Annotated in this window: 9 protein-coding genes; 4 read left to right on the forward strand and 5 right to left on the reverse strand. The window is 69.4% G+C overall.

The annotated features are described in order from the left end of the window. Positions 1–19 precede the first annotated feature (19 nt). The gene (locus HUW62_RS41955; RefSeq protein WP_176437620.1) at positions 20–1,489 is read left to right on the forward strand and encodes a pitrilysin family protein; all 1,470 of its coding nucleotides are present in this window, start codon (positions 20–22) and stop codon (positions 1,487–1,489) included. Between the two features lie 230 nt (positions 1,490–1,719). After that, positions 1,720–3,282 (forward strand): hypothetical protein, encoded by a 1,563-nt coding sequence (locus tag HUW62_RS41960; RefSeq protein WP_176437621.1) that lies wholly within the window; start codon positions 1,720–1,722, stop codon positions 3,280–3,282. A gap of 55 nt (positions 3,283–3,337) precedes the next feature. Here HUW62_RS41960 and HUW62_RS41965 read toward each other — a convergent pair whose 3' ends face one another. The 3 genes from HUW62_RS41965 to HUW62_RS41975 form a co-directional block, all read right to left on the reverse strand. Beyond that, the gene (locus HUW62_RS41965) at positions 3,338–4,588 is read right to left on the reverse strand and encodes a DUF1615 family protein (protein WP_176437622.1); all 1,251 of its coding nucleotides are present in this window, start codon (positions 4,586–4,588) and stop codon (positions 3,338–3,340) included. A 171-nt stretch (positions 4,589–4,759) separates the two neighbouring features. Next, positions 4,760–5,515 carry a hypothetical protein gene (locus HUW62_RS41970; RefSeq protein ID WP_176437623.1) on the reverse strand — a complete coding sequence of 252 codons (756 nt, stop codon included), beginning with the start codon at positions 5,513–5,515 and terminating at the stop codon, positions 4,760–4,762. A 319-nt stretch (positions 5,516–5,834) separates the two neighbouring features. After that, entirely contained in the window at positions 5,835–6,644 is an 810-nt protein-coding gene (locus HUW62_RS41975) for a hypothetical protein (protein ID WP_163863152.1), read from the reverse strand. Between the two features lie 228 nt (positions 6,645–6,872). Here HUW62_RS41975 and HUW62_RS41980 point away from each other — a divergent pair, with 228 nt between their 5' ends. Next, on the forward strand, positions 6,873–7,982 hold the full coding sequence (locus HUW62_RS41980; protein ID WP_176437624.1) for a sensor histidine kinase KdpD: 1,110 nt from the start codon (positions 6,873–6,875) through the stop codon (positions 7,980–7,982). A gap of 16 nt (positions 7,983–7,998) precedes the next feature. On the opposite strand, the gene HUW62_RS41985 is transcribed toward HUW62_RS41980, so the two are convergent. Next, the gene (locus tag HUW62_RS41985) at positions 7,999–9,804 is read right to left on the reverse strand and encodes an acyl-CoA dehydrogenase (RefSeq protein WP_176437625.1); all 1,806 of its coding nucleotides are present in this window, start codon (positions 9,802–9,804) and stop codon (positions 7,999–8,001) included. Positions 9,805–10,475: 671 nt separating this feature from the next. Here HUW62_RS41985 and HUW62_RS41990 point away from each other — a divergent pair. Continuing rightward, positions 10,476–10,631, forward strand: a complete 156-nt coding sequence (locus HUW62_RS41990) for a hypothetical protein (RefSeq protein WP_240356148.1) — start codon at positions 10,476–10,478, stop codon at positions 10,629–10,631. Between the two features lie 19 nt (positions 10,632–10,650). Here the strand turns inward: HUW62_RS41990 and HUW62_RS41995 are convergent. Then, positions 10,651–11,089: ECF-type sigma factor (locus tag HUW62_RS41995; RefSeq protein WP_176437626.1), on the reverse strand; the 439-nt coding region annotated here is incomplete at its 5' end.

Consider the following 11,089-nt stretch of genomic DNA (forward strand, 5'->3'; position numbering starts at 1 on the left):
CCCGCAAGGAGGCCGCGCGATGATTGCCCCCCCCACCTGGAAGACCGTCCTCGCCGCCCTCCTGCTCTCCTCGGGCTCCGCCTCCGCCCAGGGCGCCACTCCGTCCAAGCCTCCGTCCACCACCCCCGCCGCGCCCCAGGGTGTCACGCTCCCCAAGCCCACCACCGTCACGCTGAAGAACGGCGCGCGCGTGCTGCTGGTGGAGCGCAAGGACGTGCCGCTCGTCGCCTTCAGCGCGTGGCTGCGCGGCGGCGCGCTCGCGGACCCCGCGGGCAAGGAGGGCCTGGCCGCCCTCACCGCGGAGCTGCTTCAGAAGGGCGCGGGCTCGCGGGACGCGCGTCAGTTCGCCGAGGCGGTGGACGGCGTCGGCGGCGTGCTGGAGACGAGCGCCGAGCTGGAGAACCTGGTCGTCAGCGGCCAGTTCATGTCCCGAGACAGCGCGCTGATGGTGGAGCTGCTCGCGGACCTGCTCACCCGCCCGCGCTTCGCCCAGGAGGAGCTGGAGAAGACGCGCTCGCGCATGGCCTCCGAAATCACCGCCGCCAAGGACGGTGACCCGCGCGGCCTCATCAACACCTACTTCGAGGCCTTCCAGTTCGCGGGCCACCCCTACGGCACGCCCGTGGACGGCACCGAGGCCTCCCTGCCGGGCCTCACCCGCGATGACGTGCTCGCCTACGCCAAGAGCCAGCTCGGCGGCGACAGGCTCATCCTCTCCATCGTCGGTGACTTCGACAGCAAGGCGCTCGCGGCGAAGCTGGAGGCCGCGCTCGGCGGCTGGGCACGCGCGGCCAGCCCCGCCCCGGAGGTCGCCGCCACCACCGTCTCCAAGGGCCGCCGCGTCCTCCTGGTGGACAAGCCCGACGCCACCCAGACGTACTTCTCCATCGGCAACACGGGCATCGCGCGGAACGACCCGGACCGTGTCACCGCCAACCTGGCGAACACGGTGCTCGGCGGACGCTTCACCTCGCTGCTCAACACGGAGCTGCGCGTGAAGTCCGGCCTCACCTACGGCGCCCGCTCCGGCTTCTCCCCGAGCGCCCACCCCGGCCCGTTCGTCATCAGCTCCTTCACCCAGACGGACAAGACAGACAAGGCCATCGACATGGCGCTGGATGTCTTCACCCGCTACCGCAAGTCCACCATGGATGACGCCATGCTGGCGTCCGCCAAGTCCTACGTGCTGGGCCAGTTCCCGCCCCGGCTGGAGACGGGCGCCCAGGTGGCGGACAAGCTTTCGGAGCTGGCCTTCTACAGCCTGGACGCCACCGACGTGGATGGCTTCGCCACCGCCGTGACGGCCACCACCCGCGAGGGCGTGGGCACCGTCATCCAGCGCGTGCTGCCCGCCCCGGAGAACCTCACCTTCGTCCTCATCGGCAAGGCCTCCGCCATCCGGGAGATGGCTCGCAAGTACGGCACCGTCACGGAGATGAAGATTTCAGACAAGCGCTTCGCCCCGCCGCCCGCGCCCGCCAAGCGCTGAAGGCTGGCTTTCGCGCGTCAACCGGGCCCCGGTGCTCCTCGTGAGGCCGGGGCCTTCGTGTGTCTGATGTCGAGCGGGACACGCGTCCTGCTCGCGCTCAACGCATGAAGCCTTGAGATGTCTCGCGGGGTCCTCGAATACTTGCGCGGTGAAGGCCTGTCGGCCGGCCAGGATTGAGTGCCGTGGTAACGGTCCAGGCGCATCACTTCTCCTGCGACAGGTGGTCTTTCATGAAGCTGCTGCGGATGTCTTCCCTGCTGGGCACGACGTGTGTCGTGTGGCTGGCGGGGTGTGAGAGTGGAACGTCCTTCGTCGAGAAGGATTCCCAGGCGACAGGCCAGACGCTGCTCGCCGATGACACGGTGCTGGTGACGAAGACCACGCGCTTCCACACGTCGGTGGGCATCGCCGAGCGCGTCGAGGACCTGTCGGAGAGTCCTCCTGAAATCTACGTGCATGACGGGGCCCGGTTCTCGCTCATCACCGGCTCCGCGGTGCCGGGCGGCTGGCGATTCACGGGGGTGCCACGAGGGGAGTACTACCTGCGCGCGGACCCCCTCAACATGGTCGACATCCTCACGTCCGCGCGTCACGTGGACATCGGCACCAACCAGTGGGGACGCTCGGACGCCGTCTACACGGAGGTCGACTGGACCCCCGTCCAGTTGGACTTGCAAAACCTTTCACCCTGGGTCGAGTGGGCCGACGAACTCCACCTCGGCTCCAGTCTCCAGGCGGTCTCCTCGGAGGTGGAGGTGATGGGCGGACTGGAGGTCTACGACAGGGTTCCCGAGGGGGCGACCTCCATCGTCACGGATGAGGCGGGGCTGGTGAGCTACACCTCCACCCGGTTTCCCGTCTTCGAGGCGGACCGCGGGGACCGGCTGTATGTGAATCAGCTCAATGAGTCCATCGCGGGGAGGATGCCCGATGGGACGGAGGTCGGGTACGTCGCCGTGGAGCGTTCCGTGCGATTGGAGCCCTTCGACTTCGTGCCGGATTGGGAGACGCCCCTGCCCATCACCGCGGTGCTCCAACCGCTTGCTCCCACGGAGGTCGCTGTCGATTGGCGCCTGTCCGAGTTCGCTCGCCTGGCCGTGGAGGGGCACCCACGCGCCACTCCCTTCATGGCCTCGTTCGGAGTCGTGCCCGCTCCCCGCGGACTGGCGGATGGTTGGCTTGGTTACGCGGGTGAGTTGCTCTGGATGGACATGCCTCGGGGAGCCGCGACTGACTTCACGGCCCGCCTGCGGTTCGGCAACCCGTATCCGTCGGACTGGGGCGTGGTCGGCCAGTTGCTCTACAGCTATGTCTATCCGTCACAGTTGCAGAGTGACCCGACGCGTTTCATCAATCTGAGCGGAGGCTATATCTCCACCGAACTGCTGGAGGACCTCGTGTCGGGGCCGATGGTTCCGAAGCTGTCGCCGCCGCGCTCCTTGCGCATCGACCGGAAGTCAGCCAGCGCTCCGTACGAGGTGGGTTCTCTCCAGCCGGTGATTTCCTGGGTCCCTCCGGCCGTCGGCAGGCCCACGGCCTACGAGGTGTCGGTCAGGCAGTTCCTCCCTGAGTGGGGTGCCATGCTGAACCTGGGGGCCATCTACGTCCCCGGCTCGGTTCGGGACGTGCGGCTGCCGCCCGGCAAGCTGGAGTCGGGGGCCCAGAACTACTTCGTGCGGGTGACCGCCATCGAGGCACCCCACTGGGACGTGGAGCATCACCCGCTCCGCTCACTGGAGACGGTGCCTTCCCGCTCCGCCTCCGCCTTCAGCTCCTTCTTCTCCGTGCGGTGAGGCGGGACGGCTGAGGGTGTGTCGGGCCCCGGCGTTCGTCGTGACGCCGGGGCTGTCACTTGGGGCGGGCGGTGTTCCGGGGCGTGGCGGGCGGCTTCGTCAGCGCGCGGTAGCGGCCCTGGCACTTCTGGAAGCGCGCATCCACCGAGCGCGCGAACCACGCCGTGGTGCGCTCTCCCTTCAGCTTGGGGCTCTGGAGCGTCACCTGCGGGAGCTGGGCGTAGGCGGGGGATTCTCCCGTCTGGTTCGCGTACACGCGCTTCACCGCGCGGAAGGTCTCCGTGGACTCGAAGGCTTCTTCCTTCTCCTTCTTCACGTCGCGGCGGACCTGCCGCTCGCTCAGCTCCGGGGCGTGGTCTCGACGGAAGGCGAGCAGCGCCGCCAGGGACTTGCTGTCCTCGGAGCGGGGGTCGCCGTTCTTGTCATAGAGTTGCAGGTCTCCGTCGAGGACGAGGGACACGCGGGTGAGCTGGCTCACCTGGGCCTGGAGCGCGGCGTTGCGCGAGGCGTAGACGCCGGCGTTGTAGTCCGCGAAGCGGAAGAGGGGCTGGGGATAGGCGGCCTCGAAGCCGAGCAGCCGCGCCGTGCCGAAGCGCACTCCGCCCGCGCGCGTGTACAGCGACTCGCGCACCTTCACCGGGTCCGCGTCCTCGCCTTCCTTCTCCACCGCGTACCGGACGCTCACCTGCATGGAGCCCGCGGTGGTGACGGGGTTGAGGTCCTCCAGACGCCGCGAGGAGAACAGGGCGCTGGCCAGGTTCATCGTCGCGAAGGTCGTGGGGTACTCGGCCTCGTAGTACGCGAGCATGTCGCGGAAGAGGCGGTCCAGGTCCCGTTCCGTGCGCACGGTGCGCAGCCGGTCATCGAAGGTGCGCTTCTGTCCTGCCGCCTTGCCCGCGAGCACCGAGGCCAGCGCCTTGTGGCCCAGCGGGCCCAGCGTGTCCGCGTGCTCCTCCAGTCGCGTGCGGACCATGCGCGACAGGTTCGGCACCGCCGGGTCCGACTGGAAGCCGGATTCCTGTTCGATGACGGCGAGGACGGAGCACACGGTTGATGGGGATGGCGGCACGTCCTCCGCCTCCAGCGCGGCGAGCACGTCCCGGGCCCAGCCCTCGCGCTCCTTCACGTGGGGCGGGAGGAGCTGGGTGACCTGCTGCACGGTGAGGCGCGGAGGGGGAGGCACGGTGGGCTCGGGCGTGCCCACGCCTCGCGGGGTGCATGCGATGAGCGCGCAGACCAGGGCCCATGCGACGCGTCCAGGTCCGCGCCGCCGCGTTCCGGTTCCACCTGGGCCTGGGTCATCCATCCGCTTGCCTCCGGGCACGACACGAGGTTCCACCGAGGTTCGACGGTGGAACAGCCGGCACGGTGACATCGTCCCGCCGCCGGGGTCCTCGACGGCGGGGCAGCGGGCCCATTCACTCCGTGACTCGGGGCGTCATCCTACCTTGCCCCGGGTGGCGGAGGGAGTCCTGGCTCAGCGGCGGATGCTCACGTCGCGCGCCACGGAGCGTCCGCCCATGAGGACGAAGCGCGCGCGCACGGGCGTGCCCTCCTGGAGCTGGCGCAGTGAGACGCGGCGTCCCTGGCGGACACCCTGGCTGCGGTTGTCGAGCGTCAGCACGTAGTCGCTGCCCTCTCGGTCGCGCACGGTGATGGTGTCGCGGCCCACGCGGGTGACCCTGCCGCTCACCGCGCTGGAGGCGATGACCACGTCCTCGAGCGAGTGGTTCGAGGTGTTCTCCGGGAGCGCGGCTTGCGCTGCGCGCGCGGCGCCCTTGAACCAGTCTTCGTCGTCGCTTGCCTGGACCGCTTCGGTGCCGATCATCACCCTGCCGGCCCCGGGAGCCTGGGGCGCCGCGCTGCCCGTGGCGTTGGTGCTGGCCGTGGCTCCGGATGCGGTGGTGCTGGTGCCGGTGTTGCCGGTGCTCCTCGCGGCATTGCCGGTATTGCCGGCCGCGGTGGTGCCGGCTGAGGTGTTGCTGGTGGCGTTACCGGTGCTCCTCGCCGCCGTGTTGCCGGTGCCTTGTGCATTACCGGTGTTGCTGGTCGCCGCGTTGCCGGTGTTCCTCGCCGCCGCGTTGCCGGTGTTGCCGGCAGCCGTGTTGCCGGTGCCCGGTGCATTACCGGTGTTGCCCACCGCTGTGTTGTCCGGAGCCCGTGCGCTGCCCGTGTTCACTGCGTTGCGCTGCGCCGCGGTGGAGTCCGTCTGTCCCGCGACGCCACCCGCCATGTTCGGCGGCGGTACCTCCTGCTCCGACTGTCCACTCACGGACCGAGCGCTATCGACGGGCTCCTGCCCTTGCCTCTCGGCACACCCGGACACCCACGCGCAGAGACCCAACATTCCCACCCACGCCCATCGCCTGCCCATCCAGTCACCTCGCGTACCCATTCCGCGTTACGTGCCAGGAGATCTGTGCAAGGGGCGTGCTCCTATCAACCAGGGCATGGGCCTGAGCGCTCGTGAGGGTTCGACATGGCTGTACACCAGGCGGCCGAGGAACTGTGTGGCTCGGTTGCCTGCTCGCCGGAGCGCGGCCCCGCGTTGCTCAGGCCGAAAGCGCGCGGGCCACGGCCTTCACGTGCGAGCGCACCAGCTCACGCGAGGCCATCAACTCCGTGGCGTCGGCGGGCGTGTACCCCAGGCACAGCACCACGTCGTCCTCGGGTGCCGCCCGCACGCCCAGCTTCATGTAGTCGAGCATGCGCGGCACCGGCTCTCCCTCCGTGTCGCGCGTGAAGCGCCCGAAGACCGCCGCGTTCGGGTCTCTCCGGGGCGCCGTCTCCTTCAGCGCGAACAGCCGCCGCACCGCCGCGAGCACGTCCGGCTTCTCCACCATCCGCTCCGGCTTCGCCGGGCCCGCCAGCTCCCACTCCAGCAGCCGCAGGCAACCGCGCACGAACTCCACGTCGGTGATGACCAGTCCATACAGATACCAGTCCGCGCACGCGGCCAGCACCAGCTTCGCCTGCGCGTCCGTGAGCCAGCCGAAGGACGGGCACGTGAAGGTCTCGCACACGGATGAGCGATAGACGCCGCAGTCCCGCAGGTCCGCGCCTCCCGTCACCTTCGGATGACCCAGACACCCCACCTGCTTGCGCTCCCGGTCCAGGAAGCCCAGCAGCGGACACACCCGGACGGCGTCGAACATCGGCGCCGCCCGTCGCGCGGCCACCAGCTCCTTCGCCGCCGCGTGCCAGGCCTCCGGCTCCATCGGCGCTCGACGCAGCCGCTCCGTTTGCATCGCGAGCTGCTCCGTCAGCGCGATGCGCGAGTGGTCCTTGAAGTTGTAGAGGCCACAGCAGGCGCCGCACGAGGCGCCTCCACCGGGCTGACACAGGTGGAAGGAAACCGTCACAGGGTACATCTTACGAGCACCAACGATTTATGCAGCGGAATCGTAGCGGGCAGGCGAGCAATCGACTCCAGGAGGGCGGGCGAGCAGGCGGACCCCTCCTCCTGGACTGGCTGGGTGACAGGCTGCCGTCTGGGGAGCGCCGCCACGCACGAGCGGCGCCCCGACGTGGGCTGCTCCCTGGGTATTACCTTTCCCACAGCGGGCGCTCCAAGGAAGGGGACTTTCTCCATGGCCACGCGGGACAAGAAATCGCGACCTGAACGCGACGACACGGATGAAAGCCTGCGCGTGGAGCGGGAGAAGTCCGACGACGAATACAGCAACAGGCAGACCGTGATTGAGACGGAGGCGGATACCGCCGTCGAAACGGCCCGCGCGAGAGCTGACGAAGTCCTCCGCGCGACCCGCGAAAACGCGGATGCGAGGATGGCCCGGTCGTGGACGCCCATCTCCGCGCGGCAGAGCGTTTCGCGGGAGCGGGCACATGAGGATGCTGCCTTGCTCGGGGAGCGTGAGACCGCGGACGAAGAGCTGCGAGACGAACGCGTGGAGCGCCAGCGCGCCCTGGCCGCCCTCCTTCACACGGAACGAGAGGAGACCAACGCCCGGCTGCTGATAGAGCGGGCACGCGCCGATGATGGACTGGCGGCGCGGGACCACTTCATGGCGATGGTCAGCCACGACTCGCGCACGCTGCTCGGGGGCATCGCCTTGCAAGCGACCGTGCTCAAGCGGGATGCCGCCGAAGACGAGGCGGGCGGAAAGACGGTCCACGCCGTGGAGAGAATCCAGCGTTTCACCGCGCGACTGACCCGGCTGATTGAAGACCTGCTGGATGTCGTCAGCATGGAGGCGGGCATCCTCCGCGTCGACCCCACGATGCAGGATGCGACCGCGCTCGTGCGCGAGTCTCTCGAGGCGTTTCAGCCTCTGGCCTCCGCGCAGGACCTCTCGCTCGAGGGAGAGATACGCGGCGACAGGCTGATGGTGAAGCTTGACCATGAGCGCATCCTTCAGGTGCTGGCCAACCTGCTGACCAATGCCATCAAGTTCACTCCGGCGGGCGGCACTATTTCGCTTCGACTCGAGCCGGCGGGCCAGGGTGTTCGCTTCGCGGTGAAGGACACAGGCTCCGGAGTCTCGAGCCAACAATTGGAGGCGGTGTTCCAGCGTTTCTGGCAAGCCCGCCGCGAAGACCGCAGAGGGTTGGGGCTCGGGCTCGCCATCTCCAAGGGCATTGTCGACGCCCACGGCGGGCGGATCTGGGTCGAGAGTCAGCCAGGCAAGGGGAGCACCTTCTCGTTCACGCTGCCAGGCGCTGCTCCCTCACCCGCATAGTGCTCAGCGGTGGGCTCTAGAACCACTCGGGCTTCATCCGCGCGTAGGAGTCCTCGCCGGTGCGGCACAGGTGAAGCAGCAAGGGGATGCGGGGCAATTCCACGGCGAACCAGTACTGCGCGGCGGCCAGCTTGCCCTCGTAGAAATCCGCATCGCCCGAGCCTCGCGCGAGGCCCTCCTTCGCCGCCGCGGCCTGCTCCAACCACCGCCACGCCACCGCGAGCACGCTGAACAGGTCCAGGAAGTCCGCGCTGTGGCGCAGCATCAGCTCCACCTCGCCCGCCGCGCCCCGAGCACCCAGCTCAGCGACGAGCCCCGCCACCTCGCCCGTGGTGCGCTCCAGCGCTTCACCCCACGCGGACTCCACGCCCGCCTTCCGCGCGCGCTCCACCGTACTGCCCACCGCGTCCGCGAAGGCCGCCAGCGCCGCGCCACCACCGGCCACCACCTTGCGCCCCAGCAGGTCGAGCCCCTGGATGCCCGTGGTGCCCTCATGGATGCTGTTGAGCTTCTGGTCTCTCAGCCACGCCTCCGGCAGGTACTCGCTGGAGTAGCCATAGCCGCCGTGCACCTGCACCGCGAGCGCGTTGGCCTCGAAGCCGCGCTCCGCGGGGAACGTCTTCGCCACCGGCGTCAGCAGGTCCACCAGCAGCCCCGCGCGCCGCCGCGTGTCCTCGTCCGTGGCATGCGACGCGAGGTCCGCCTGGTACGCCGCCGTCACCAGCAGCGAGAGGCCCCCTTCGACAATCGCCTTCTGGCGCAGCAGCATGCGACGCACGTCCGCGTGCTCGATGATGGGGTGCTGCGGGCGCGTGGCGTCCTTGGCTCCCACGGGCCGCCCCTGGGGACGCTCGCGCGCGTAGGCCACGGCCTCGTGGTACGCCACCGACGCGGTGGCCACGCCGTTGAGGCCCACCATGATGCGCGCCTCGTTCATCATCTGGAACATGCACGCCAGCCCGCGCCCGGGCTGTCCCACCATCCACCCGTGGCAGTCACCCGACTCGCCATAGCTGAGGACGAGGCTGGGGATGCCCTTCCAGCCAATCTTGTGGATGACGCCAGCCACGCGGACGTCGTTGTCCACCAGCGCGTCACCCTCGCGCCGCCGCGCCGGCACCGCGAACAAGGAGATGCCGCGCGTGCCGCTCTCCACGCCTTCGGTGCGCGCCAGCGTGAGGTGCACGATGTTCTCGGTGAAGTCCTGGTCCCCACCGCTGATGAAAATCTTGGAGCCCTGGATGCGCCACGACCCGTCCGCCGCCGGCGTCGCGCGCGTGCGCACGTCCGCGAGGCTGCTGCCCGCCTGCGGCTCGGTGAGGGCCATGGTGCCCGTCCACTCGCCCCGGTAGAGCGGCTCCATGAAGGCCGCCTTCACCTCCGGCGTGCCGAAGGCCTCCAACAGGTGCGCGGCGCCGTGCGTCAGGCCCAGGTAGGCATACGCGCTCAGGTTGGCCGCCATGAGATAGGCGCTGGCCAGCGCGTGGACCGTGAGCGGGAGCTGCTGGCCCCCCACGTCCGGAGGCCGGGTGGCGGTGAGCATCCCCAACTCCACCAGCCGCGGGTACAGCTCGCGCATCAGCGGATGGACGTGGACGCGGCCCTTCTCGAAGGTGGGCGGCTCCAGGTCGAACGTCCGATAGGTGGGGTAGAGCACCTCGCGCGCGAAGCGCCGGGCGCTGTCCAGCAGCAGGCCGAAGGTCTCTCGGGAGTGCTCCGCGAAGTCGGGCAGCTCACACAGGGCGGCGACCCGCACCACCTCGTCGAGTTGGAAGTCCACGTCGCGGTCCGACAACAACGGATTGGGGCGGGGCGCGGTCATCCCCCGGTTGTTAGCAGGAGCGTTACCAGGAGGCGATGGCGTCTTCGAAGTCGACGGCCTCGTCGTCCCATGACTCGTGCGCCGGGGCCGGGTGCGTTCGCAGAGCGGAACGCTTCCAGCGCTTTCCCGGTCCCCGTGGCGACTGGTGTCGCTCCCCCAGGGCCTCCAACACGGCGAAGGTCATCGTCTCGGCTCCCAGTGTCCTGCTGTCCACGGGGCGCCGCAGCCGCCCCGTGATTCGTCGTCTCCGAGGTCCCTCGGCCCAGGCCGAGGATGATGTGCTCCACATGACAGGCTCCTGCTCCCTGGAGGCAGCCGTTTCCGCTTGCACGTCTGACGGTTGAAGTTGGGTCTGGACCTTCGTCCATGCCATGTGGGGAGGGCTCGCCCCCTCGCCGACCGCAGGGAGGGCAACAGATGGAGTGAGCGATTGTCTGCTCGTCTGCCATGACGGCCGGGTCCCTCAACCGGGGAGTCCCAGGTTCTCGTGGGATGGTTTGCGCGGTGCGGCGTCGCGCCCGGGCAACACGCGTGCGTGACGGCGGCGTGTTCTCGTCCATCATCCCACGCATGACCCGCCCCGTGCTCGGAGCCGTCCTCGCGCCCAGGGACCAGAGCAACACCAGCGCCTGTCACCTCACGGCGAGACGTGCGGCTTCACCAACGCCATCGTGAAGTATCCGGATCAGCGTCTCACCGTCATCGTCCTGACGAACCGCGCGGGCGGCGCGCCGTGGACGCTCGCGCAGCACGTCGCGGACCTGTGGCTGGGGACGCCTGTCACGCCGCGCCCCTGGCCCTTCGAGAGCATGGCCAACGCGCACTGAAACACCGCGCGTCGCGTCTTCAGTGGCTCAGCCGCTCCGTCAACCAGACACGCGCGTAGGCCCAGTCTCGTTTCATCGTGGCCTGTGACACACCCAGCGCGGTCGCTGCCTCGTGGAGGCTCAGGCCCGCGAAGTAGCGCAGCTCCACCAGCCGGGCGAGCCGGGGCTGGAATGTCTCCAGCTCCGACAGGGCCCCCTCCAACTGGAGCACCTCCAGGTCGGGGCCCGGGTTCTCCGCGTCCAGGTGGCGGATGCTCAGCCACTCCCGCCGCGCGTCACGCCGTTGATGGAGCCAGGCGCGGGCCCGGTCCACCAGCACCCGCCGCAGCGCCTGGACGGCGACGCCGAAGAAGTGGCGACGGTCCTCGGGTTGGAGCGCGTCCGTCCCGAACAGCCGCGTCCAGGCATCCTGCAGCAGCACGGTGGGCTGTAGGGGATTGTGGGGGGCGACCTCGGGG

This window comes from Myxococcus sp. AM011, assembly GCF_013372595.1.
Lineage (GTDB): Bacteria > Myxococcota > Myxococcia > Myxococcales > Myxococcaceae > Myxococcus > Myxococcus eversor.

Excerpts from the sequence above, each read along its gene's own strand:
- HUW62_RS41955 (WP_176437620.1), top strand. The coding sequence starts at position 20 with ATGATTGCCCCCCCCACCTGGAAGACCGTCCTCGCCGCCCTCCTGCTC.
- HUW62_RS41965 (WP_176437622.1), bottom strand. The coding sequence starts at position 4,588 with ATGGATGACCCAGGCCCAGGTGGAACCGGAACGCGGCGGCGCGGACCT.
- HUW62_RS41960 (WP_176437621.1), top strand. The coding sequence starts at position 1,720 with ATGAAGCTGCTGCGGATGTCTTCCCTGCTGGGCACGACGTGTGTCGTG.
- HUW62_RS41980 (WP_176437624.1), top strand. The coding sequence starts at position 6,873 with ATGGCCACGCGGGACAAGAAATCGCGACCTGAACGCGACGACACGGAT.
- HUW62_RS41985 (WP_176437625.1), bottom strand. The coding sequence starts at position 9,804 with ATGACCGCGCCCCGCCCCAATCCGTTGTTGTCGGACCGCGACGTGGAC.
- HUW62_RS41970 (WP_176437623.1), bottom strand. The coding sequence starts at position 5,515 with ATGGCGGGTGGCGTCGCGGGACAGACGGACTCCACCGCGGCGCAGCGC.